The following is a 24,889-nucleotide window of genomic DNA, read 5'->3' on the forward strand; positions in this document are numbered from 1 at the left end:
TATGAATATTCGACATTTATATGGTGCCGCATTGGCATTCATGGTGACAGCAGCGCTGTTCATCATAATGCCTTCGCTTATCGAGATGGCTGATAAAACGCTGGATGAAAAGCCGCGTACAAAGCTGGCCGATATTCAAATGCCGGACACCAAAATTGAAACAATGAAGGACAGCAAGCCCGATAAACCGAAGGAGCCAGACGAGCCACCGCCGGATATGGAACAACCTGAGATGGAAGACATCAATCCAAATATGGAAGTTGTCAACATGACTCCAGCTCAGAGCGTTGATTTGACGAATACAGCTGGGGGGCTTTCTGCTTCCGACGGTGAGTATTTGCCAATCGTGAAGGTTGCGCCAATTTATCCGCGTCGTGCGCAGAGTCGGGGTGTTACGGGTTATTGTACGGTTGAATACACGGTAACAAAATCGGGTACTACCCGAGATATCGTGGCCGTAGATTGCGAGCCGTCCGGCTATTTTGAGCGAGCTTCTATAAAAGCCGCAGAGAAGTTTAAGTACAAACCGCGGGTGTCCGACGGCGAGCCTATCGAGGTGCCGGGCATACAAAACCGGTTCACTTATGAGTTGGAGAAATAATGTCTGATTATCACTCGAGCACTAAAGCGATGCGTCCGGTGTTGGTCAAGCTGGGTTGTTCTCTAGTCTTAGGTGTCGCCACAGTTCTTGCAATGCCGGTGGTAAGCACCGCATTGCAACCACTGCTTGGCGAGCAGAGCATAGGCGTTGCCCATGCCGCCGATAAAAAAGAGAAGCCCAAGCGGAGCACACGTAGAACGCCAGCAATCCGCGCTAAAATTTATGAAAAACTAAATGAAGCACAGATTGCTGCGGACGAGAAAAAGTACAGCCAAGCGATAAGCTTGTTGAATGAACTCCGTGATAAAGAAGGTCGGAATTCACTCAATAGCTACGAGCTAGCTAACCTCTACAACATGTACGCTTTTATCTACTTTACGCAAGAAAAGTATGATTTGGCTTTAGATGCATACCGTAACGTAGTTAAGCAGCCGGATATTCCGGAGGCGATGGAGTTGAACACTAAATACACCATCGCTCAGCTCTACTTCGTTAAAGAGGATTACAAGAACGGTGTAAATACTCTTCTGGAATGGTTTAAAGCGAAGAAAGAGATGCAAGAAGACCCTGGCGCAGGCGCTTATGCACTGCTGTCGCAGGGTTACTACCAGCTCAAGGATTTAGATCGGGCGTTGAAGTACATCGAAGTTGCAATTGATGACTACACCAGCCGTGGCAAAGTACCTAAAGAGCAGTGGTGGGGCTTGCAGCGCTTTTTGTACTATGAAAAGAATGATATCAAGCGCGTAACTGCGATTCTTGAAGAAACCTTGAAGCATTACCAGAAAAAAGCCTACTGGCTTCAGCTTTCAGCTATGTATAACGAGCTGAAAATGGAGAGTAAGTCGACTGCAGCAATGGAGACGGCCTACACCGAAGGTGTTTTGGATAATGACAAAGAGCTGATTAATATGGCGTATCTCTTCCTGTCTCAGGAAGTGCCATACAAAGCAGCTAAGGTACTTGATAAAGGTATTAAAAAGGGCGATATACCTGCTACCTCTAAGAACCTCGAATTGCTGGGTAATGCTTGGCGTCAGGCTCAAGAGTTAAAGCGCGCCATTCCAGAGATGGAGAAAGCGGCAGCGAAGTCTGATAAAGGCGAGCTGTGGTCACGTTTGGGTAATATCTACCTCGATAACGACGAGTTCGATAAAGCCGAAAAGGCGATTGAAAACGCGTTTAAAAAGGGTGATCTCAAGCGTCCAGATACGGCCTATTTGGTACTCGGCATGGCACGTTTTAACCTGCAAGAGTATGAAGGTGCTAAAAAAGCCTTTAAAGAAGCAGCGAAAAGCGAAAAGTCTAAAGACTATGCCACTCAGTGGATGGCGTTTATGGCTAAAGAGCTAGAGCGTCAGGCTGCACTGGCTGATTAAGTCGCTTCAAGTATCATAATTAAAGGCACCTTCGGGTGCCTTTTTTTGTGGGAGCGTGATATACCACAGCATTAAATAATAATTGACCTTTAAGGGCGACGGGCACGCCTTCATTGTGGCTGTAAAATAAGAATTAAACGCCTAGCGATAATTACTTAAGGTTTGATAGTGGACGTTGTCGCTAGAGCTTCCTATAGTTTGTACTAGTCATAGATGTCGGTCGTCGTTATGAAACTTAATACTTGGTGCAACTGCGATAATTTAGCTTGGCTGCCGAGTATTATTATCGGCTTGATCTCCCCACTTGCAGTAACAGCAAACTCTTTAGACTCGGATCAGCCGCGTGATAGCTTCCTTCGTCGATCGATGCTAAGCGCTGAGGAAACCAGGGACGATTGGTCTGAGTCTTGGGTTGATTTTGCCGAGGGCGTTGATCGCTATTTTAGTAAAGAAGATACACCGCCAGATTATAAGAATGAGAGCTATGTTAAGATCCAATTTAAGCAGACATGGGAAGAACGGGGCGAGATTCAAACCGATATGCGGGTTAAGGCCAAGTTCGACCTCCCAAATACCCAGCGTAAGATGAAGTTGTTCTTCAGTAGTGATGAGGCTAGTGAAAACTCATTAGAGGAGCGGGTGCGCAGTAACTCAACAGGCGAGCGATTTAGTCGCAAGGAGTCGGTGTCTGGTATTGAAATATCACCGGACAGTGAATGGCATAAATGGAAGCGCTCAGCTCGATTAGGGGTAAAGTTACGGGCGCCGTTAGTGGGTTTCGGTCGTTATCGCTTGCGTCGGCCATTTGAAAATTGGGGCGCTTGGACGCCCGAGTTTTTGCAGGAAGTGTGGTATTTCAGCGATCGCGGCTGGGGCGAGTCCTCAGAGTTTGAGTTGACGCGCCCGCTCGGTGACCGAATGGGGCTGCGCTACTGGACTGTTCTGGAGTTTGAGGATCAGTACGACTATTTTCAAAACGTACATGTTATGTCTCTGAGCCAAGGTTTGTCGGAGCGCACTGCCATTGATTATCGCGCGGGCTTGGTATTTTCAACTGAATTCCAAGCCGAGCTGACTGCCTATTTTGTGGGTACGAGCTACACCTACAAGCTCTATGAGGAGTGGGTCTTCGTGACCGCGAGTCCTGAAGTGTTTTTTCCTCGGGATCAAGGTTGGAATGCCGAGGCAAGCTTCACAATTAAATTAGATGTTTATTTTTCGCGATAGCTCAATATAGCATTAAGCTCAGCTAGCCGACTATTTTTAACATAGCTGCCTTATCAGTACGGGCTGTTATTTTAGCTGTTTCATTGGCTTTACTTTCTCAAGCAAGCGTAGAGTACGCTAGACATTGAGCCTAGAAGAGCTCAATTGATTTACTAGGTTCAGGGTCCAGTGAATCAATTTGGCGCGATATATGCAGCGAAATAATTCACCATACTGCCATTAGCGGGCATAGAGTGCGTCGAGCGCGATGCGCTAAATTTGTGAATGAAGGGCATTTTTTTGAATAAGGAATCATTGGCAAATTTGCTTGCCAGGCCAATGAAGCGTCGATCGAGCTTGATTAAAATGCGGCTTCCGCAGGAGATGTAATGACAATTCGCGTGGCTATTCACCACAAAACCTATTATAAGTTTGATCGTCAGGTCAATTTGTCACCCCACATCATTCGTTTACGGCCTGCACCGCACAGCCGCACGCCTATTCATAGTTATAGTATGAAAGTAGTGCCGGAAGCCCATTTTTTAAATTGGCAGCAGGATGCTTTTGGCAACTATCTTGGTCGCTTGGTATTTCCTGAGAAAACCGATAAGTTTTCGATTGAAGTAGAAGTTATTGCCGATATGACGGTGATAAATCCCTTCGATTTTTTTCTAGAAGAATACGCTGAAAAATTCCCGTTTTACTACAAAAAGCAGCTTAAGAAAGAGCTTGCTCCGTATTTAGAAAAGGAAAAGCAGGGCAAGAATTTCAATAAGCTCTTAAAGTCGATCTCTAAAGCCCCAAGGGCAATGAATGACTTTTTGGTGGAAGTGAACCAGATTCTTGAAAAGGAAATTGAGTATTGCATACGCTTTGAGCCCGGCGTTCAAACGCCGGAAGAAACGCTTACTCTTGCCAAAGGCTCCTGCCGTGATTCCGCGTGGTTATTGGTTCAGCTTTTCCGTCACTTGGGCTTGGCCGCACGCTTTGCCTCTGGCTATTTGGTGCAGCTCAGTTCAGACGAGAAATCCCTCGATGGGCCCAGCGGGCCAGAGAAAGATTTCACCGACCTCCACGCTTGGTGCGAGGTGTATATTCCCGGCGCTGGCTGGATAGGTCTAGACCCGACTTCAGGCTTATTTGCCAGTGAAGGTCACATTCCCCTTGCCTGCACGCCTGACCCTGTCTCTGCAGCGCCAATAGAAGGCTATACCGACGAATGTGAAGTTGAGTTCGACTACACCAATGAAGTTGAACGCGCTCATGAAGATCCGCGTGTTACCAAGCCCTATAGTGATGACCAGTGGGCAGATATTTTGTTGCTAGGCGAAGCGGTTGATCGCGACCTAGTCGCCAAAGATGTTCGCCTAACTATGGGCGGTGAGCCTACCTTTGTGTCGGTAGACGATATGGAGTCTGCGCAGTGGAATATCGAGGCGCTGGGTGCCGATAAACTACGTCTCGCTAAGACATTGCTACTGAAGTTACGCAACCATTTTGCCAATACTGGCTTGCTGCATTACGGCCAGGGAAAGTGGTATCCCGGTGAGGAAGTGCCCCGCTGGGCACTGGGTTTATTCTGGCGCAAAGACGGCGAACCGCTGTGGACAAAACCAGAGCTGTTGGCCCGAATTGATCAGGACTATGGTCACACAGTTAAAAATGCCGAGAAGTTTGCGGTGAAGCTGGCTGGCCTATTAAACCTCGCGAAAGACTACGTACAGCCGGCCTATGAAGACGCTTTGCACTATTTGCTGCAAGAGCAAAAGATACCGCAGAATATAGATATACTCGCCGCTAAGATTAGTGACGACTTAGGTCGCCGCCGCTTGGCGCGTTTGTTGGAACGCGGTTTTAAGGACCCCAGTGGTTATATCGTACCGCTGGCCTGCGACCCCGCCAGCGGGGAGTGGAGCAGCAGTATTTGGAATGTGAAACGTGAGCGCCTTATTCTCACGCCGGGTGATTCGCCGATGGGCTTACGCCTGCCGCTGGGAGACTTACCTGAATCGATGACGCCCGAGACACCAGCAGATCGCGACCCATTTGATCCGCGCGGTGACTTACAAGCGCGTGAGGACATCCACTTTCCACTCGAGTCTAATCCGCCCACACCACAGAAGCTGCAGGGTGCGAGCAAGGCGATTGCCGACGCCCTTGATGATGCTTTGCCATTGGTTCGCACGGCAATGTGTATTGAGGTTCGAGGCGGCAAGGTTCATATCTTCATGCCGCCGTTACACAGTCTGGAACACTATATTGAGCTGGTAGCCGCTATAGAAGAAACCGCTGATGAATTGGCCGTCCCAGTCATCATCGAAGGTTACGAGCCGCCGCGGGATCCACGTATTCAAAAATTACTGGTAACGCCAGATCCAGGTGTTATAGAGGTGAATGTTCACCCCACCTCTAACTGGAAGGAGTTGGTCGAAAACACTACCGAGCTATATGCAGCGGCGCGGGAGTGTCGGTTAGGTGCTGAGAAGTTTATGCTCGATGGCCGCCATACTGGCACCGGCGGTGGCAATCACATAACCCTTGGTGGTGCTACTCCGGCCGACAGCCCAGTGCTACGTAGGCCTGATCTGCTGCGCAGCTTAGTGACTTTTTGGCAGCACCATCCTAGCTTGTCGTATATTTTTTCTGGCGCTTTTGTTGGCCCCACCAGTCAGGCTCCGCGTGCCGACGAGGGGCGCGATGAAATGCTGTACGAGATGGAAATTGCCTTCCAGCAAATGCCAGAAGGTTTGGCCGACCAACCTTGGTTGGTTGACAGGCTTATGCGCAACTTGCTCATAGATATTACCGGAAATACCCATCGCGCCGAATTCTGTATTGATAAGCTTTATGCGCCAAACAGTGCTACGGGACGCTTGGGCTTGCTGGAATTTCGCGGTTTTGAAATGCCACCCCACAGTCGTATGGCTCTCGTTCAGGCGTTGCTTATTAGAACCTTGGTCGCGCGATTCTGGGCGGAACCGTACAAAAAGCCCCTTGTGAGATGGGGTACTGCCCTGCACGACAAATACATGATGCCGCACTATCTGTGGCAGGACATGAACGAGGTGGTCGCCGATTTACAGGCTCACGGCTACCCCTTCAAGACGGAATGGTTGCTACCATTTGAGGAGTTCCGTTTCCCTCATTACGGTCGAGTTAAGCTCGACGAGATTGAAATTGAACTGCGCTGGGCGGTTGAACCGTGGAATGTACTGGGTGAAGAAGTGGGTAGTTTTGGCACTGCGCGCTACGTGGATTCATCCGTCGAACGCTTGCAGGTTAAGGTCAGCGGACTAACGGATGGCCGTTATATTCTGGCCTGTAACGGTAGGCGTGTACCGCTGCGCAATACCGCTACTCACGGCGAATATGTCGCTGGTGTGCGATATCGCGCATGGGCGCCGCCATCGGCCCTGCATCCAACTATTGGGGTTCACACCCCACTTATATTCGATCTAATCGATACTTGGACGGGACGCTCGATGGGCGGGTGCAGCTACCACGTATCTCACCCAGGAGGTCGTAGTTACGAAACCTTCCCGGTTAATGCAATGGAAGCTGAGGCCCGGCGCGGCAATCGTTTTGGCACTCTTGAGCACACGCCTGGGCCCTACACCCCAAGGCCAGATCTCGACGCGGTAAGGGAGTTCTTTCCCGAGCCGCCGCGGCCTTTAGCGCCACCACCGGAGGAGTCGCCTGGTGAGTATCCCCATACTCTCGACCTGCGTCGCCAGCCTAATTGGATAGGTTAAATCTTAACTAAACGCTTCTGTAGTGGGTGTGTCTCGTAAATCAACAGGCTATGTACTAAGTGCATGGCCTTTTTTGTTTTGGCGCGGGTTTAAGTTCACAGTTTAGGCAATGTCATCTCGATACCGGAGAGATGTATTGTAATATTATTTTTTTGAATTATATCGGCCAAGCTGGCGGGATTTTTGTTAAGTGGATTAACACCATGATTGTTTTACTGAATGCCCGGGGACGCGGGCTTATGATTATTTTGCTGCTTGGCGCTATATTAATTGGCTGCAATCAGAGCAAGTCGTCTGCGTCAGCCGCCAAAATTGCTGAACCGTCTTTTTCAGCTAGCGATACTGCAATCAGTGGGAATACCTGCGGCGCCGAATATTCAGTTTCGGCCATACCGCGTTTGCAGCGCGATGGCCGCTGGCTGGTAGATCAGTATCAGCGTGTGGTTATCAGTCACGGGGTTAACTTGGTGTGGAAATTGGCGCCATATTTTCCGCCAAACAGCCCCGAAGGGTTTACCGCAGCAGATGCCGATTGGTTGCTTGAACACGGCTTTAATACCGCGCGTATTGGCACCTTATGGATAGGTGTCTCGCCGACCGCGCCGGGGGAAATCGATCAGAATTACCTCGAGCAGTGGGATCGGGTTGTGCAGTTATTAGCTGAGCGAGGTATCTGGATACTCTTCGATTTTCATCAAGATATGCTCGGTGAGATATATCAGGGCGAGGGGGTGCCAGAATGGGGCATTCCACAAGGCCTAACGAGCCAATTATTGGGTTCACCGTCGCTGGGTTTTCCCTTCAATTATTTTACTCCTCAGGTCTCCGAAACCTTCGATAAGCTATGGGCTGAGCAAGGTGAAATCTGGCAGGGGTATAGCAATGCGTGGCAAGCGCTCGCGAGCCGCTGGGCTGATCAACCTTATAGCATGGGCTACGATTTACTCAACGAACCTTGGGCCGGTCTCGAGTGGGCAACATGTATTGTACCTGAGCTAGGTTGTCCTGCATCTGATCGCGAAATACAGCCCTTCTTCGAGCAGGCAATCAACGCTATCCGTGGCGTTGACGCCAATAATATGGTTTGGATCGAACCGCAACTACTGGCCGGTGGCACAGGTACGCCTACCGGATTTACCCCCATAGCCGGCGAATCGCAGCTCGGCTACTCGGTACATAACTACTGCCCCTTAACGGCCCTGTTACAAGCTGCCGAACTCGGCTTGCCGATTCCCGATGTACTACCGGATACCTGCCAAGGATTCGAGGGCAAAGTTTTTGAGCAGGCGCGAATTACCAGTGAACGCATTGGCGCGGTGGAGCTTGTGAGCGAGTTTGGTGCAAGCGATGATCCAGTGCTCCTAAATAGGGTGGCGAGCTTGGCCGATAGCCACTTAACAGGCTGGCAGTATTGGGCTTATAAAAATTGGAGTGATCCCACTACTCAATCTCAAGCGACTGGCGCGCAGGGTTTGTTCAGCGATGACGGTAACTTGAGTAGTGTTAAGCTAGATAAACTCAAAGAACTAGAACGCGGTTACCCTCAGGCCACCGCGGGTATTCCTCAGGAATTGTCCTTCGACAGTATTAGTGGCGACTTCCACTATCGCTATCAAATTCGTCCCGCAGGCGCCGACACTCAAATTTACCTGCCGCAAATACACTACCCCAATGGTTACGAGGTAGAGGTCAGTGGCGCGAGCGTGGTCTCTGCCGCCGGCGCCAATTTGTTGATGCTGCACAATAGTCGCTGCGACGGTGAGGTCGAAGTTGTTGTTCGCCGGCTGCAGTAACTAATGGCAGCTCAACGTTTATTGCGGTGATTTTCGCCACAAATAATAAATAGCAGGAATTACCAATAGGGTGAGTACCACTGCGCTAATCATACCGCCGACCATCGGCGCCGCCAGTCGGCTCATTACCTCAGCACCGGTGCCGCTGCTAGATAAAATCGGCAGAAGGCCAGCGATGGTGGCGGCAGCGGTCATCACAATAGGTCTTACCCGCAGCCCCGCACCACGAATAATAAGATTTTTTAAGTCTTCGTTATTGATAGTTGTATTCCCAGTGGCGGAGCCTTGCCAAGCCTGATTTAAGTACACCAACATCAGTACGCCAATTTCTACGGCGACTCCCGCAAGGGCAATAAAGCCGACGCCGCTGGCGACCGAAAAATTATAGCCCAATAGATACATTAACCACACACTGCCAACCATCGCCAAGGGCAGGCTAGCCAATATTATCGCTACCTCTGTCACTTGCCTAAAATTGAGATAGAGCAACACCACAATAATTGCCAGAGTAAGCGGCACCACGTAGCTGAGCTTAGCTTTGGCGCGGGCCATATATTCATATTGACCAGCCCAATTCAATGCATAGCCGGCGGGCAGAGCAAGCTCCTCTTTAACTTTTTGCTGTGCACTTGCAACGTAGCTGCCAACATCAACATCCTTAATATCAATATAGGTCCAGCCATTGATGCGTGCGTTTTCACTTTTAATACCGGGCGGGCCGTCGGTAATCGCAATAGTGGCCACATCGCCAAGGGCGATATACTGGCCGCTGGGCGTAATAAGTGGCAGCAGGGAAATCTGCTCAGGGGAGTCTCGGTATTCTTGTGGATAGCGTAAATTAATTGGGTAGCGCTCGCGGCCTTCTACGGTTTGGCCAATATTCATGCCGCCAATGGCAGTGGCGATGACTTGCTGCACATCGGCAATATTTAAATTATAGCGGGCGGCCAGTTCGCGTTGAATATCAATACTTAGATAGCGACCACCGGCGACTCGTTCAGAATACACCGAGCTGGTGCCCGGTAAGTCCTTTAAAATTTCCTCTAGGCGTAGACCGATATCTTGAATTGTTTGTAAATTTGGCCCAGAAACCTTTACTCCGACCGGCGTTTTAATGCCGGTAGCCAGCATGTCGATACGGGTTTTTATTGGCATAACCCAATTATTAGTAACGCCTGGGAGTTTTACCACGCTATCGAGTTCGGCGCGCAAGTCGGCTTTTGTTAAACCGGGCCGCCATTCACTTTGCGGGTGAAACTGAATATAGGTTTCAATCATAGTGAGTGGCGCTGGGTCAGTTGCGGTGTCAGCGCGGCCAATTTTGCCAAATACCGTTTTAACTTCCGGCACGCTGAGAATGAGCTTGTCGGTTTGCTGCAGTAGTTGCCGTGCCTTACCAATGGAAATGCCCGGATAGGTGGTTGGCATATACATCAAATCGCCTTCGTCGAGAGACGGCATAAACTCACTGCCAATTTGGCTAATTGGCCACAGACTCATTGCGCAGGCAAGAACTGCAAAACCTAGGGTCTTCTTGGGATGCCGCAATACTTGGCGAAGCACGGGAGTATAGCTGGCGATTAAGGCGCGATTAATCGGGTTCTTACGTTCGGATAAAATTTTACCACGAATAAAATAACCCATTAATACCGGTACCAAGGTAATCGCTAAAATTGCAGATGCCGCCATGGCATAGCTTTTGGTATAAGCCAGCGGCGAGAACATGCGTCCTTCTTGAGCCTCTAGAGTAAATACCGGCACAAAGCTCACGGTAATAATCAGCAGGCTGAAAAATAGTGCGGGGCCAACTTCAGCGGCTGACTGGCCAACAATTTGCCAGCGATTTTGCGAGGTGAGTGGCGTGTCTTGAATATGCTTGTGCATGTTTTCGATCATCACAATCGCGCCATCAATCATCGCGCCAATGGCAATAGCAATACCGCCGAGCGACATGATATTGGCGTTGATGCCCTGCAGCTTCATTACAATAAAAGCCGCTAAAATTGCCACGGGTAAACTGATGATTGCCACAAGGGCTGAGCGAACATGCATTAAAAATATTATGCAGATCACCGCGACCATGAATAACTCTTCAATTAATTTGTGCCAGAGGTTGTTTACCGACCTTTCAATAAGCGCGGAGCGGTCGTGTACGGTGACGATTTCTACTCCTGCTGGCAGCCCGCTTTTTAAAGTCTCGAGCTTGGCTTTAACTCCGGAGATGGTTTGCTGGGCATTTTCGCCAAAGCGCATCACGATCACGCCGCCCACGGTTTCGCCCTCGCCATTTAGCTCGGCAATGCCTCTGCGCATTTGTGGGCCAAGGCGAATGTCGGCAATATGTTTAAGTAGCAGTGGTGAGCCATTCACGGATTTTCCCAAAGGAATATTGCCCAGATCCTCGACGCTCTGTATATAACCGCTAGCGCGAATAATATATTCGGCCTCACTCATTTCAATTACCGAGGCACCGATTTCTTGATTGCCGCGTTGCACCGCCATTTGAATGTGGGCGAGGGGAATGTTGTGTGCCCGCAATTTATGCGGATCAACTTCGATTTGATACTGCTTAACCATGCCGCCGATGGTGGCGACCTCAGACACGCCAGCAACAGTTTGCAATTCGTATTTTAAAAACCAATCCTGCAAGCTGCGCAGCTGGCTAATATCGTGTTGGCCAGTGGGGTCGGTGAGTGCGTAAAGGTAGACCCAGCCCACGCCTGTCGCGTCGGGGCCGAGTTGCGGCCTGGCGGTAACAGGTAAGTTGGGGCTAACTTGGCTCAGGTATTCTAAGACTCGGCTGCGCGCCCAATAGGGGTCAGTATCTTCATTAAAAATAATATACACATAGGAATCACCAAAAAAAGAAAAGCCGCGCACCGTGACCGCGCCAGGCACCGCGAGCATGGCGCTGGTAAGTGGGTAAGTGACTTGATCCTCTACAACTTGCGGGGCTTGGCCTGGGTAGCTGGTTTTAATTATGACCTGAACATCAGACAAATCGGGAATGGCGTCTACGGCCGTGGTTTTAACGGCGTAAAGCCCAGCGCCAATGATCAGTGCGGTGGCCAGTAAAATAAAAAAACGATTCGCGACAGACCAGTAAATAATACGGCTGATCATGGCGAAACTCCTGCTGATGTCATGCTGTCGTGATTCATACGCATAAAGTCAGAGTCTTTGCTGGATTCAGAGTCCAGTAAAAATTGTGCAGAAATTACTACTTCGTCGCCAGCCTCAAGGCCACTAATAATTTCGACATCGCTACTGCTAAGGCTACCTACTTTAACGGCAATGGCTTTAAAGCGACCTTCGCCAAGGGCAATAACAACTCGATTTTGGTCACGACTACGAATAAGGGCCGTGCTCGGAATGATTACACTCTGGGTGCTAGCTGTTTGCTGCAAAACAATATTGGCAAGCATATTCGGCTTAAAATTCAGCTCGGTATTGTCGAGTTTTAGCCTGATTCGCAGGTTGCGATTTAGTTTGTCCAGGGTGGGGTAAATATAATCGACAGTGGCTGGCCAACTGCGATTAGAAATGCCATCAATGCTCACGCGGGCGTGATCACCAATGGTGATGTCACTACCTTGGTTGCCAATAATCTCGGCGATTGCCCACATTGAATCTAGTGTCGCGATGGTTGCGATGGCTTTGTTTGGTACAACATAATCGCCTTCGTGAATATTGAGTTCGCTGAGTACCCCGCTGCGCGGTGAAAATATCGTGACACTATGTTGAGCTACACCGGATTTCTTGATCTCATTAATAGTGAGTGGATCAATGTTCAAACTGAGTAAGCGCTGTTCTGCGCCTTTGATTAGCGCGTGATTGTTGCGCCGGAGCGCAACGAGTAATTCTTCTTGGGCTGTGACTAAGGCTGGTGAGTACAGCTTGTATAGCGGCTGATCCGCAGTGACTTTGTCACCTTCGGCGTGGGCGTAAAGCTTTTCAACCCAGCCTTCAATTCGTGGCTGTACACGCAGTAATTGGTCTTCGTTAAATTGAATAGTTGCTGGCGCGAAAATGGTGCGAGTGAATTTTTCATGGCGAGCTTTTACGGTTTTTACACCCAAATTATTGATGACGTCGGCAGAAATAGTAACTGTACCGGGGCTGGTTTTACTGGCGCTGTCATCGGCGTAGACCGGCAATAAGTCCATGCCCATTGGCGACTTGCCAGGGCTGGGGCGTCGGAAGTCGGGATCCATGGGCGCAACCCAATAGAGTGGTTCTGCCGGCGCGTCACTTTTGGGGCTGCCTGTAATTGTTGATGTGGTGTTTGGCGCAATAATATACACACCAAAAAAGGCGCCAAATAAAATGCCACCACAAGCGGAAATGATTAAGAAATTTTTGCTGCTATTCATAGCGTTCTCCGGCGAGCAGATAATCAATAGTGGCTACGATTTTTTGGCGGTCGACATGGAGGTCTAAGACTTCAATTTTCAGGTTTAAGGCGTCGATGTGCGCTTGGATCACCTCGGTGAAATCACCTTTGTCATTTTGGTAGGCCGTTATGCTGGCATCTATCAGCTTGTTGGACTCGTGCACTAGGCGGCTTTTATACAGTGTTAGGCGCTCATCAATGGCATGTAGTTGGCTGGCTTGGGCTTTTAAGTTAGCCATCATCCTGCGCAGTAATAAGGCTTTGTCGGTGCGGCTGGCCTCGGCGCGGGCTTGGGCTGCATTAAGGTTTTGGTCTTGGCGCTTGGCGGTGAATAACGGCAGGTCGACACTGACTCCTAGCGAAAAGAAATCTGCACGATCGTTGCCCAACGGATCATCCGCTCGGTGAGCGTACTTGGCGTTAACTGACCATTCGGCCTTGTATTGTTCTTGGCTAATGGCAACTGTTGTTTGGGCGGTGGCGATATACTGCTCAATAGCGCGGATGGCCGGGTGCGCTTGCAGTGCTGCGGTCGCGCCGCGCTTACTAATCGTTTTGGCGTTTAAATCGCTGCCGTAATTGGTGCTCGGGCCGAACTCACTAATTGTCTCATTGTTAAGCCATTCGCCGAGTTGATCGCGCGCGAGATCTCGTTGCTGCTTGAGCTTGAGAATTCGCTCTTCGACGCGGCTGAGAGCCAGTTCGGCGCGGATAATATCTTGCTGGCTAGCCTGCTTGAGGCCAGCGCTATAATTACCGCGACTTAGCGCCAGTAATTGCTCAAAAAGTGGACGGTCTGCGTCGATTAAGGCAATGCTCTGCTCGGCGCGATAGCCCTCTAGCCACAGTTGGCTTACGGTCGCCGCGATCTTGGCTTGGCGATCAGCTCGGAGCATCGGTTGCTGTTGGCTAAGCTGGCGCTTTTGTTCGGCCATTAGCTTGAGGCTGTTGCCACGTGGCAATCGCTGGCTAATACCTACGCTGGCTTGGGTCATACCCTCCTGACGAAAATCAAAAGTGTCGGTGGGTAGGTTTGCGGCGCCAAAGCTTAGCGTCGGGTCGGGCAGGGCCGCCGCCGAGATCGCTTCGGCGGCCAAGGCCTGTTCGCGGAGCTGACTGCCGTGTAGCCAAGGGTCATTGGCTTGGGCAAGGCTAATAGCACGGTCGAGGCTGAGGCTAAATGCCACGCCGGACATGAGTAGGCACAGGCCGCCCAATACCGCTCGGTGGCGGCGTCTATTTATGCAGGCCATTACTGTTGTGCTTTGCTATTAATGGTCGCGTAAATCTCGGTGCTGCCGTCGTTTAATAGCAGCAAAATATCGTAGGCTTGAAAACCACTGCCCATATCCATGCCGGGGCTACCCATTGGCATGTTCGCGACGATTAAGCCGCGGGCGCCACTGGGTTTCTCCGCTAAAAATTGGGTGATATAGCGTGCGGGTATATGGCCTTCAAATACAAAGCCATCGCTAGATACCGAGGTGTGGCAGGCTTGAAGGTTGGCGGGAATGCCTAGCTCAGCTTTTAGCGCATTTAGGTTGACGTGGTTTTGCACAGTGGTCGTAAAGCCTTGCTGCTGGGCGTGTTCAATCCATGCGCCGCAGCATCCGCAGTTAGGGTTTTTGTGTACTAACAGCTCTGTGCTTGCTGCACGTTGGAATGGTGCAGCGGCATTTTCGCCGTAGCTATTGGCACTTACTACTGCAGCCATTACCAAAAGAAATAGACTGGTCTTTAGTTTAGAAATAGACATGATCGCTCCACGATAAACATAGCTTTTAAGTCAATAAAACAAGGTCGGCAGGCAAGTAGCCGTGTATTGAGTTTGTTTACAGCAATTGGCCCAAAATTTAGGCGCAATTATCCTGCGTTAGCTATGGATGGGAGGGCGGTAAAGGCTGATGAGCGGGGCGGGTTTGGGGTGCTTGATAATAGGTGTAGCGCGCATTTGCGGTGCTGGGTGTAGCTTGATGATAGTGCTGCTGCTCAGCAGTGCGGCGGTCGCGCAACTGCTTTTAGGGCATTCGTCTTGCTGGGTGTTGCAGCAGTTGTCGCTGCTGTCTTGCATTAAACCCTTTGCCGCCGACTCGGCCATGTTCATGGCGCTGTGATCAACAGGCATTGCCCCCATGGCTGAGCCGCCCATATCCATTTGCTCTGGGCAGGGGGCGTAGGCATAGGCAAACGACTGAGCAAGTAAGCTCAGTAACAGCAAAACAATATGGATATGCTTGGTTTGCTTACTTGCCATTAAACGGGTGTCATAAATAGTGGTGTAGCACTTAGTGCGCAGATGGTTTGCTATTCTCGACCGGCTTGCCCAATAGGTCAAGCTGGCTGTTCGAGGTCTTCTGTTACTGAGATTAGCCGGTATACCACCTGTCCGGCTTTCTTTTCTTTATCAATCTGCCAATTGGCGGGTAGGGCGGGCAGGGCCTCGTCGCTGGCGGTTTCTATATAGATTTGGGTGTGGGGCTTTAGCGCCTGCTTGGCTAAGTTGGCGATAACGGGGGCTAGCAAGTCCAAGTGAAATGGTGGGTCGAGAAAAATAATATTGTAGCTTTGTGCGCTTTTCCCCAAAAAAGCCAAGGCTTCTTTGCTGTGTACAGTGGCGTGTGGGCAGCGCAGGTTTTCCAGTTGCTGGCGGATTTGCTGGCAGCTATTGCGATCGGTGTCGACAAAATCACAGTGCGCGGCATAGCGCGACAGTGCCTCTAGTCCCAAGGCTCCAGAACCAGCAAATAAATCGAGGCAGCGCGCGCCGTGAATCGTTGGGTTTAGCCAGTTGAACAGGGTTTCGCGAATGCGGTCGCTGGTTGGGCGCAGGCCAGCAGCGCCCTCAAAATCCAGCTTGCGGCTGCGCCACTGGCCGCCAATAATCCGCAGGCTACCCTGTTGGCGGGTACTCGTGCTTGCTTTGGGCGCTGAACTGCTTGAATTGCGAGGGGCTTTGGGCATGGTGTTTCCGGTGCCAGTTACTCAGAGAAATGGTAGGATACGGCTTTTATTTATGCTGTAAACCTTAACGGAATATAAATACCCGCATGACAGAGAATTCAAATCCGCCTGAGATCGAGCCTGGAACCAAAAAAAAAGGTTTATTCGCCCGTTTTAAAGAGTCTTTTGTCGGTTCGGAAGAAGATTTGGCGGCATTGGCTGCGGCCGAAGGCTTTATCGACGACAAAGAAATAGCCCCTTGGCAGCATCTGGAATTAACCCCAGAAGAGCAGGCCTCCCTACTGGTCCGCTTTCGTGAAGGCCTGAGTAAGACCGGCGCCCAATTGGGCGAGGGCATGGCCAACCTCTTTCTTGGCCGCAAAGAAATTGACGACGAGCTCCTCGAAGAGATCGAAACCCATCTGCTCATGGCCGATGTTGGGGTGGATGCCACCCAAGAAATTATCGGTAATCTCACTCGTCGGGTGTCGCGTAAAGAGCTAGACAACCCTGAAACCCTGTACGTGGCCCTACAGGAAGAATTGAGTACGTTATTAGCCGCCGCCGAAGAAGAGCTGGTGATTCCCGAGGGGCCAGGCCCCTATGTAATCCTTATGGTTGGAGTTAACGGCGTGGGTAAAACCACCACCATTGGTAAACTGGCCAAGCAGTTTCAGGCCGGTGGCCGCTCGGTAATGCTAGCGGCGGGTGACACTTTTCGCGCCGCAGCGGTAGAACAGTTACAAGTGTGGGGCGAGCGCAATGAAGTGCCGGTAATTGCCCAGCACACCGGAGCTGACAGCGCCTCGGTATTATTCGACGCGCTGCAAGCTGCCAAGGCGCGCAAGGTTGATATTCTTATCGCAGATACCGCCGGTCGCTTGCACAATAAAGACAATTTAATGGAAGAACTGAAAAAAGTGGTCCGGGTGCTCAAAAAGCTCGACCCTGAGGCGCCCCACGAAGTGATGTTGGTGCTGGATGCAGGCACTGGCCAAAACGCCCTGTCGCAGGCCAAGCATTTCCAAGCGGCTGTAGGCGTTACCGGCCTAACCCTGACTAAGCTCGACGGCACCGCCAAGGGCGGCATTGTGTTTGCCATTAGCAAGCAGCTGGGTATTCCTATTCGCTTTATTGGCGTGGGGGAGGGTATTTTAGATCTGCGCCCCTTCCGCGCTACTGAGTTTGTGGGCGCGCTATTTGGTTGGACGCAGAAACAAAAATGATTCAATTTGATCAGGTCAGCAAGCGCTACGAAGGCGGCCACGAGGCTCTCACTGATGTGAGCTTCCATATCCCACGCGGCGAAATGCGCTTTTTAACCGGCCACAGCGGCGCCGGTAAAAGCACCCTGCTGAAACTGATCATGGTGATGGAGCGGGCGAGTAGCGGCCAAGTGATTGTTGGTGGCCGCAATTTGTCTAAATTAGCGGTGCGCCATATTCCTGAAGTGCGCCGCGAAGTGGGTGTGGTGTTTCAAAACCACCAGCTCCTGTTTGATCGCAGCGTTTACGACAATGTTGCGCTGCCACTGATTATTGCCGGTTATGGCCATCGGGATGTGGGTCGTCGGGTTCGAGCCGCGCTAGATAAAGTCGGCTTACTCGACAAAGAGCGTAAAAACCCCATTACCCTGTCTGGTGGTGAGCAGCAGCGAGTGGGCATTGCCCGCGCTGTGGTAAATAAGCCCGCGTTATTACTGGCCGATGAGCCAACCGGTAACCTTGACCCTCAGCTCTCTGCCGAGATCATGCATCTGTTTGAGCAGTTTAAGCAGGTCGGTGTCACAGTGCTTATTGCCAGTCACGATTTAGCGTTGATCGCCCGTATGCCCTACCGTTTGCTTACTTTACGCAAAGGCCGCCTTATTACGGCGGGAGGGGCTGATAATGGCCCAGAATAAACTCAATAAACGCCGTTTAGGTCAGCTTCAGGCACCTGCTGCGCGTAAAGATGTGCAAGGCGCGCGTCGCCATAAAACCGGTTTACGCGATCGCCTTGCCAGTTATCGCAGCCATCATCGCCAAGTTGCCCTCGATAGTCTGCGCCGTCTATTGCAGCGGCCAGCGGCCACATTGCTGACCAGTCTGGTTATCGCCATTGCCCTCGCGTTGCCGGTGAGTCTGTATATTGGCTTGAATAATATTGAGGCGGTGAGCAGTGGCTGGGAAGGCGCTGCGCGTATCTCTTTGTTTTTAAAGCCTAATGTTTCTACTGCTCAGGCCGAGAGTCTGCGCCGTAATATTGCCGGCCGCGATGGTGTGCAAAGCGCCGAATATATTTCGCCAGATGCCGCCTTGGTGGAGTTTCGTGCCAGCTCTGGGTTTGGTGATGTACTCGATCAACTAGACAGCAACCCGCTACCCGGCCTGATTGTGGTTACTCCCCGAGAGGCCAATAGTTCGGCGGAGGCGGTCACGGCCTTGCAACAGCTTTTGGCGAAGCTGCCCGAGGTCGACTTGGCCAAATTGGATATGGCGTGGTTGCAGCGCCTGAATCAAATTACGGAATTGGGGCGGCGACTTACCTTAGCCTTGGGTGGGATGTTGGCGGTGGGCGTATTGCTGATTATTGGCAATACCATCAAATTGGCCATCGAAAGCCGACGCAGTGAAATTTTGGTCGTAAAGCTGGTGGGGGGCACCAACGCATTTGTGCGCCGGCCCTTCCTTTATACCGGTTTTTGGTATGGCCTGTGTGGTGGGCTGGCGGCATGGCTATTGGTGCAGGGCGGTCTTTGGTGGCTGCGTGAGCCAATTGCAGAATTGTCGGTGTCCTATCAAAGTGATTTTCACCTGCTAGGCTTAGGCGTGGTCGACAGTCTGCTGCTGTGGTTGTTTGCCGGCGGCTTAGGCCTGCTGGGAGCTTGGTTGGTGGTTGGGCGAGAATTGCGGGCCATCGAGCCGCAATAAGTGCTTTTATTTGATCTGTCTTACATTTAATCGGTCATGCAAGGGAGTGTGGTGATGAAAAAGTATTTTGGTGGTGCCCTAGCTGTGGTTTTGTTGTCGGCGTGTGCTGTGCCAGGTGGTAAATCTACTGCTGATACAGCGCCTGCGACAAATGCTGATGGCAGTGTGGAAGCGGCAGCAGACGCTGTTAGCTGCCTCGGCAATAATGGGCTTCCGGCCGAGGTGGCAGACCAATTTGAGGCGGTAGATGATCCCGAGCTATTGGCCTCTGTGCTAGGGGCGCCGATGGCGGGAATGTTGTGTCAGGGCAAGGTGTATCAGCTTAAAGCGGGAACCGAGTTTACGGTCTATCGGGCATGGAATAGCAGTAACCCGAATAGCCGCCTCGGCAAGTGGTGGGCTTTTAGCAGCCCCGCAGGCAAAACCGCACAGTATCGCAGTGACTACGAAATTTGTTATCAGTGGTCACCCTTAGATAAGTTGGTGCATTGCAAACTGAGTGCGGGTGTGAAAGTGGTGGTTGGTACCGGCCAGAGCGCTAAATGTTCGGAATATTTGAGCTACCCAGCATCTGCCGCCAAGCAAATTTATATCGATAATGCCGCAGAGGCGGTTATGAACTGCCAAGAATATGACGGTGTTTTTCAGTGGCAGGCAGTTCAGTATTAAATACGTACATATAGCGACTTATTAGCGCGCAATCTCGCGTATCATCAGCTTTTGCGCGGGGGGCTTGAACTTTCATTGGTTTGGGACTCTAATAAGCACCAGTGTTTTTTTATCAATATCTAGGAGGAGTGCAATGAGTACCCATCTGCAGCCGATACAGCAGCTTGTACCGGGTGGCGACCTCTCTGCATATATTCAGTCGGTTGGTCGTATTCCGGTGCTTAGCGCAGAGCGCGAGCGCGAATTAGCCGAAGATCTCTTCTACCACGAGAGTGTAGAGGCCGCCCGCCAGTTGGTTATGTCTCATCTGCGCTTTGTGGTGCATATCGCCAAAAGCTATAAAGGCTATGGTTTGCCCCAAGCTGACCTAATTCAAGAAGGCAATGTTGGCCTGATGAAGGCGGTTAAGCGCTTTGATCCCGAAAAGGGTGTGCGTCTGGTGTCTTTTGCCGTGCATTGGATCAAGGCCGAAATTCACGAATACGTGTTGCGCAACTGGCGTATTGTTAAAATCGCCACCACCAAGGCCCAGCGTAAATTGTTCTTTAATTTGCGCAGTGCAAAAAAAGAACTGTCTTGGTTGAGTAACGACGAAGTGAACGATGTTGCCGCCGATTTAGGCGTTGATGTTGCCGAAGTGCGCCGCATGGAAGGTCGCTTAAGTTCGGTTGATATCGGTTTTGACGCCGATGCCGACGACGAGCGCGGCCCCGTTGCTCCAGTACACTATTTAGAAGACCACAGCACCGATCCAGCCAAGTTATTAGAATCTGACAACTTGGAAGAGAGTAACCACCAGCACCTGAGTTTAGCGCTGGGCGACCTCGATGATCGCAGTCGCGACATTCTGCAAAGTCGCTGGTTGAGCGACACCAAAGCTACCCTGCACGATTTGGCTGATCGCTACGGGGTATCTGCTGAGCGTATTCGCCAGCTTGAACAAGCCGCAATGAAAAAATTGCGCGCGGCGATGGAAGCCTAAGCGCTTAGCGACCAATTAGCTTAAATACTGTTAAAAACCCCGCCTCGCGGGGTTTTTTTGTATCTAGCCGGGGTTTTTGCCCGTATCGCTGGCCCTGTACTTTTGCAAACCCGCCGACATCCGTACAATAGCGCCTTTAAATGCAGGCAGGACCGTGCAATGGCTTCGTTAACGCTTTTTCTGGCAGCAGTACTCGGGTTTTTGGCCGTCGCGCTGGGCGCCTTTGGCGCTCATGGTCTAAAGGCGAGCTTATCGGCAGAGATGATGGCAGTCTATCAAACCGCCGTGCAGTATCACTTTTACCACTGTTTTGCGCTCTTAGTGGTAGGTCTGCTGATGCACAGCGGTGTTCAACTGCTGCCCCTGCGGATTGCTGCGGTACTATTTTTTCTTGGGGTACTCGTGTTTAGCGGCAGTTTGTATGCGCTGGCGCTTACCGAAATTCGAATTCTTGGCGCCATCACCCCCATTGGTGGCCTGATGTTTTTAGTGGCCTGGGCCTGCTTGGCTTATTCTGCTTGGAAAGCGATGTAATGACTGAACATGCGGCTCCGTTGCGCCGGCGGATTAAAAGCTTTGTAATACGTACTGGGCGGATGACCGACGGCCAAAAACGTGCATATGAGATTAATTTTAATAATTGGGGCTTAAAGCGCGCCAATGGCCCAGTGGATTTTGCCGAGGTATTTGGCCGCCAAGCGCCAACCGTCCTTGAAATTGGCTTTGGCATGGGCGACTCCCTTGCCGAAATGGCCATTCAAGCGCCAGAACTGAATTTTGTTGGCATTGAAGTGCACACCCCAGGCGTTGGTCGCCTGCTGTACTTAACAGAGCAAGCGGGGTTGAGTAACCTGCGCGCCTACAGCGACGACGCGGTAGAAGTTCTCGCCCACTGTATCCCCGACAATAGCCTGAGCCGTGTCCAAGTATATTTTCCAGACCCGTGGCACAAAGCCCGCCATCAAAAACGGCGCTTAATTCAGCCGGAATTTGTGCAAGTGCTGCGCAGTAAATTAGAAATAGGTGGCGTACTCCACCTAGCAACCGACTGGGAAAACTACGCCGAACACATGATGGAGGTCATGAGCGCCGCCGAAGGCTATCAAAATAATGCTGGTCCTCAGCAGTATTCGCCAAAACCCGACTACCGGCCTAATACCAAGTTTGAAAAACGCGGTGAGCGGCTCGGCCACGGGGTGTGGGATTTGTTGTTTTCTAAGGTGAGTTAATGCCTAGAAAACGAGGTATGGGATTGCTAAGTGGTGGACGGTTGCCGCGTGTGTTGGTAGCTGCCGAACTACAATGTGTGTCGTAAACCTCGATCTCGCGTTCGGTTCTTGGCGTTTATCGTGGCGAGTTCAAACAAGGTACTTAAATCCTCGGGACTAACGTCGATAAATGAGTTCATTGTGCTCAGTGCTGCGTTGAGGTCTTCTTGGCTAAGGTGGATTTCGTCCGGTAGTGCTTGCTGGGGTTTTGGTTTGGCTTGGTGATTGGCTGAGCCGTAAAATGCGTGGGCTGGGTAGCGGCGCCAACAAAAGCACGCGTTAAAGAGTACGCCCAAGCTTAGCAGCGCGACGCAATTCAAAAGTACCCCTTCATAAACATAGGCGAAGCCCATCGCATGGGTGTTTGGGCCGCCAATAACGGCAAATAAGGCGGTGGCGCCGCCGGGGGGATGCAGGCAGCGCAAATAGTACATGGCAATAATTGCTAGGCCGACAGCGGCGGGGGCAGTTAAGAACGGGATGGGTAGCCATTGCTGACAGCTCACGCCAATAAGTGCAGAAATTAGATGGCCGCCCATTACTGGCCAAGGCTGCGACAGGGCGCTGTGGGGTGCCGCAAAAATGAGTACTGCCGAGGCGCCGATCGACGTGGTCAGGAAAATAAGCTGATCGCTAGCAAAATACACATTAGCGATGAAATAGCACATAGCAATCCCGCAAAAGCCGCCGAAGGCCGAAACCCATTTTTCAAGGTGGGTGGTGGTATTGTGTTCTATGCCGAGGAAAAGCCCGCACTCCTTTAAAACTACTCTTAACATCCGCTTAGCTAGTCCTTAAATCACTGTGTTATCAGGGGAAGTCACGCTCCGCCCTAAAATGAGGCGCAAAGCATAGTGCTAGAGTTGAACTCCGTATAATGAATATATGTGCAGCTTTAATTCCGTTTTATTGATATAAAGACCAGTATCGATAAGGCCAAATACCAATGGAGTGCGGTGGTGGACATTGAATTAGCTCGTACCTTTCTCGAGGTAATGGGTGAGGGCAGTTTTATTGGCGCTGCAGAGCGTTTACATGTCAGTCAGACCGCAGTAACTGCACGGGTACAATCACTGGAAGAAACCCTAGGCTGCCAATTGTTTGTGCGCAACAGGGCGGGTGCGCGCCTCACCTTAGAAGGGGAGCGATTTGTTGCCTATGCCACCACCTTGGTGCAAACCTGGGCCTGCGCCAGAGCAGAGATGAAGCTGCCCCGAGGGCGCGCTTCGCGGCTGCGGATTGGCGCAGAAAACAGCTTGTGGAATCCGGTACTCACTAATTGGGTGTTGTGGATACAGCAAGACCTGCCCAGTGTTGCGCTACATACAGATGTGTCTGACCCCAAGAGCCTGCTGAACAAACTTGAGAAGGGCCTGCTGGATGCCATTATTGTGCATCGGCCTAATTATTTTTCGGGTTTTGTCGTAGAGCAATTGCTGGAAGAAAAATTGGTGCACGTTGAGGCCGTGGCTAAGCCTAGCCCCAATTTATTTGTTGATTGGGGCGCTGAATTTAAAGCGCAGTACGATGCGGCTTTACCCCAGCCGAGACAGGCTGCATTCTCGTTTAACTTGGGCCCGCTGGCGCTGCACATTTTATTGCGTAGTGGCGGCAATGGCTATTTTCGAACGCGTGTTGTTGAGCCCTATATTCGCAGTGGCGAATTACGGCGGGTAATAGACTCACCAGAGTTTACCTATCCAATTTATTTGGTGTTTCGCGCCGGTATGCTGGCCGATGATTTGAGCCAAGCATTGGCCGGTTTAAGAGCCGGTGTTGCGGGAGGAGGAGATTGGCAAGTGTAAGGTGGGCCTCGAATTAGCGGCGCTATTTTTTTAAAGTATTTGTATTCGCTGGTAATTGTTAAGTGCCAGAAATGAAGATTGTGATAGGAATGTAAGGTATGACAAAGGTTTTTGAAGCACTGAGTTTCCCCTGCGGCAAAACGATGACCAACCGGCTGATGCTGGCGCCGCTAACCAACACCCAGAGCGAGGTTGATGGGCGTTTGAGCGGAGAAGAAATCCATTGGCTGAGTATGCGTGCCAAGGGTGGCTTTGGTTTGACTATGACGGCAGCGGCGCATGTGAATCCGCTGGGTCAGGGCTTTGCTGGCCAGTTGGGCATTTTTAGCGATAAGCATCTTCCGGGCTTGAGCAAACTGGCAGATAAGATTAAGTCGCAAGGCAGCCTTGCCGTGGTGCAGCTTCATCACGCTGGCTTTCGTGCCCCGCGTGAGGTAACGGGCGATATTCCGGTAGCACCATCGCCCTCCGAAAAATTTGGTGCCCGCGGTTTAAGTCACGGTGAAGTGCAAAGCTTGATTGAGGATTTTATTCGCGGTGCCGAGCGCGCTAAGCAAGCTGGCTTTGACGGCGTCGAAATTCACGGCGCCCACAGTTATATTATCTGTCAGTTTTTAAGTGCGGAGTTTAATCGTCGCACCGACGAGTACGGCGGTTCACTGAAAAATCGCAGCAAGGTACTATTCGATATTATTAGCGGTATCCGCAAACGCTGTGGCGTGGGCTTTTTGTTGGGGGTGCGCCTATCGCCAGAGCGGCATGGCATATTATTAGAGGAGGCGGTCGATACCGCAAAGGCCCTATTTGCGGCCCAAGAAATCGATTTTCTCGATATTTCTGCCTGGGATGTGTTTAAAGAACCCGTGGAGCCGGCCTTGCAAGGTCGCAGTTTGCTGTCGTATTTTACTACGTTGGATCGCGGTGATGTGCGTTTGGGCGCGGCGGGTAAGGTGTATATGCCGGAAGATATTCAATACTGTTTTGAGCAAGGTTTAGATTTTGCGCTGCTGGGCCGCGCAGGAATATTGCATCACAACTACCCGCAATTACTGCGCGACAACGCTAATTTTGTGCCCAACAGAACACCGGTGAGCCGTGAGTATTTATTGGCCGAAGGCCTGAGCGAGAAGTTCTTGGATTACATCAACGGCATGTGGCCAGACTTTATAAAAGAGCCCGAACTTTAATT

21 protein-coding genes are annotated in these 24,889 nt (G+C 51.1%); 14 read left to right on the plus strand and 7 right to left on the minus strand.

The genetic code is table 11. The annotated features are described in order from the left end of the window. The first annotated feature begins 1 nt into the window (after window position 1). From AB4876_RS07685 to AB4876_RS07705, 5 genes are all read left to right on the plus strand, one after another. Complete coding sequence (locus AB4876_RS07685; protein ID WP_368381067.1) at window positions 2-601, plus strand: energy transducer TonB; 600 nt, start codon at window positions 2-4, stop codon at window positions 599-601. Next, the gene (locus tag AB4876_RS07690) at window positions 601-1,980 is read left to right on the plus strand and encodes a tetratricopeptide repeat protein (RefSeq protein ID WP_368381068.1); all 1,380 of its coding nucleotides are present in this window, start codon (window positions 601-603) and stop codon (window positions 1,978-1,980) included. Before AB4876_RS07685 ends, AB4876_RS07690 begins: the two co-directional genes overlap by 1 nt. 228 nt (window positions 1,981-2,208) lie before the next feature. Then, window positions 2,209-3,207: a hypothetical protein gene (locus tag AB4876_RS07695; RefSeq protein WP_368381069.1), complete on the plus strand. Its 999-nt coding sequence runs from the start codon at window positions 2,209-2,211 to the stop codon at window positions 3,205-3,207. A gap of 368 nt (window positions 3,208-3,575) precedes the next feature. Beyond that, window positions 3,576-6,938, plus strand: a complete 3,363-nt coding sequence (locus AB4876_RS07700) for a transglutaminase family protein (RefSeq protein WP_368381070.1) — start codon at window positions 3,576-3,578, stop codon at window positions 6,936-6,938. 203 nt (window positions 6,939-7,141) lie between these two features. Beyond that, window positions 7,142-8,731 carry a cellulase family glycosylhydrolase gene (locus AB4876_RS07705; RefSeq protein ID WP_368381071.1) on the plus strand — a complete coding sequence of 530 codons (1,590 nt, stop codon included), beginning with the start codon at window positions 7,142-7,144 and terminating at the stop codon, window positions 8,729-8,731. A gap of 18 nt (window positions 8,732-8,749) precedes the next feature. Here AB4876_RS07705 and AB4876_RS07710 read toward each other — a convergent pair whose 3' ends face one another. The 6 genes from AB4876_RS07710 to rsmD all read right to left on the minus strand — a co-directional run bounded on the left by AB4876_RS07710 (window position 8,750) and on the right by rsmD (window position 16,085). Further along, window positions 8,750-11,854: an efflux RND transporter permease subunit gene (locus tag AB4876_RS07710; protein WP_368381072.1), complete on the minus strand. Its 3,105-nt coding sequence runs from the start codon at window positions 11,852-11,854 to the stop codon at window positions 8,750-8,752. After that, a complete protein-coding gene (locus tag AB4876_RS07715; RefSeq protein WP_368381073.1) occupies window positions 11,851-13,104 on the minus strand; it encodes an efflux RND transporter periplasmic adaptor subunit in 1,254 nt (417 codons plus the stop codon). The genes AB4876_RS07710 and AB4876_RS07715 overlap by 4 nt, the downstream gene beginning before the upstream one ends. Next, window positions 13,097-14,377 carry a TolC family protein gene (locus AB4876_RS07720; RefSeq protein ID WP_368381074.1) on the minus strand — a complete coding sequence of 427 codons (1,281 nt, stop codon included), beginning with the start codon at window positions 14,375-14,377 and terminating at the stop codon, window positions 13,097-13,099. The genes AB4876_RS07715 and AB4876_RS07720 overlap by 8 nt, the downstream gene beginning before the upstream one ends. Further along, complete coding sequence (locus tag AB4876_RS07725; protein WP_368381075.1) at window positions 14,377-14,880, minus strand: DUF411 domain-containing protein; 504 nt, start codon at window positions 14,878-14,880, stop codon at window positions 14,377-14,379. The genes AB4876_RS07720 and AB4876_RS07725 overlap by 1 nt, the downstream gene beginning before the upstream one ends. Before the next feature lie 117 nt (window positions 14,881-14,997). Then, window positions 14,998-15,378 carry a hypothetical protein gene (locus tag AB4876_RS07730; RefSeq protein ID WP_368381076.1) on the minus strand — a complete coding sequence of 127 codons (381 nt, stop codon included), beginning with the start codon at window positions 15,376-15,378 and terminating at the stop codon, window positions 14,998-15,000. A 77-nt stretch (window positions 15,379-15,455) separates the two neighbouring features. Further along, window positions 15,456-16,085, minus strand: a complete 630-nt coding sequence (rsmD, locus tag AB4876_RS07735) for a 16S rRNA (guanine(966)-N(2))-methyltransferase RsmD (RefSeq protein WP_368381077.1) — start codon at window positions 16,083-16,085, stop codon at window positions 15,456-15,458. An 86-nt stretch (window positions 16,086-16,171) separates the two neighbouring features. Between rsmD and ftsY the strand changes: the two genes are divergently transcribed. The 7 genes from ftsY to trmB all read left to right on the plus strand — a co-directional run bounded on the left by ftsY (window position 16,172) and on the right by trmB (window position 21,856). After that, window positions 16,172-17,290, plus strand: coding sequence for a signal recognition particle-docking protein FtsY (gene ftsY / locus AB4876_RS07740; protein WP_368381078.1), 1,119 nt, complete (start codon window positions 16,172-16,174; stop codon window positions 17,288-17,290). Further along, window positions 17,287-17,967: a cell division ATP-binding protein FtsE gene (ftsE, locus tag AB4876_RS07745; RefSeq protein WP_368381079.1), complete on the plus strand. Its 681-nt coding sequence runs from the start codon at window positions 17,287-17,289 to the stop codon at window positions 17,965-17,967. The genes ftsY and ftsE overlap by 4 nt, the downstream gene beginning before the upstream one ends. Beyond that, entirely contained in the window at window positions 17,954-18,976 is a 1,023-nt protein-coding gene (gene ftsX, locus AB4876_RS07750; RefSeq protein WP_368381080.1) for a permease-like cell division protein FtsX, read from the plus strand. Before ftsE ends, ftsX begins: the two co-directional genes overlap by 14 nt. A gap of 54 nt (window positions 18,977-19,030) precedes the next feature. Further along, window positions 19,031-19,645: a DcrB/PsbP domain-containing protein gene (locus tag AB4876_RS07755; protein WP_368381081.1), complete on the plus strand. Its 615-nt coding sequence runs from the start codon at window positions 19,031-19,033 to the stop codon at window positions 19,643-19,645. A gap of 133 nt (window positions 19,646-19,778) precedes the next feature. After that, entirely contained in the window at window positions 19,779-20,627 is an 849-nt protein-coding gene (rpoH, locus tag AB4876_RS07760; RefSeq protein ID WP_301028261.1) for an RNA polymerase sigma factor RpoH, read from the plus strand. 159 nt (window positions 20,628-20,786) lie between these two features. Beyond that, window positions 20,787-21,161 carry a DUF423 domain-containing protein gene (locus AB4876_RS07765; protein ID WP_368381082.1) on the plus strand — a complete coding sequence of 125 codons (375 nt, stop codon included), beginning with the start codon at window positions 20,787-20,789 and terminating at the stop codon, window positions 21,159-21,161. Beyond that, window positions 21,161-21,856: a tRNA (guanosine(46)-N7)-methyltransferase TrmB gene (gene trmB / locus AB4876_RS07770; protein WP_368381083.1), complete on the plus strand. Its 696-nt coding sequence runs from the start codon at window positions 21,161-21,163 to the stop codon at window positions 21,854-21,856. The genes AB4876_RS07765 and trmB overlap by 1 nt, the downstream gene beginning before the upstream one ends. Window positions 21,857-21,924: 68 nt before the next feature. On the opposite strand, the gene AB4876_RS07775 is transcribed toward trmB, so the two are convergent. Then, complete coding sequence (locus AB4876_RS07775) at window positions 21,925-22,674, minus strand: HPP family protein (RefSeq protein ID WP_368381084.1); 750 nt, start codon at window positions 22,672-22,674, stop codon at window positions 21,925-21,927. Window positions 22,675-22,854: 180 nt separating this feature from the next. Here AB4876_RS07775 and AB4876_RS07780 point away from each other — a divergent pair, with 180 nt between their 5' ends. After that, complete coding sequence (locus tag AB4876_RS07780) at window positions 22,855-23,700, plus strand: LysR family transcriptional regulator (protein WP_301028269.1); 846 nt, start codon at window positions 22,855-22,857, stop codon at window positions 23,698-23,700. 98 nt (window positions 23,701-23,798) lie between these two features. After that, window positions 23,799-24,887: an NADH:flavin oxidoreductase gene (locus tag AB4876_RS07785; RefSeq protein WP_368381085.1), complete on the plus strand. Its 1,089-nt coding sequence runs from the start codon at window positions 23,799-23,801 to the stop codon at window positions 24,885-24,887. Window positions 24,888-24,889: the final 2 nt, after the last annotated feature.

Source organism: Zhongshania guokunii (genome assembly GCF_040892635.1).
Classification (GTDB): Bacteria; Pseudomonadota; Gammaproteobacteria; order Pseudomonadales; family Spongiibacteraceae; genus Spongiibacter; species Spongiibacter guokunii.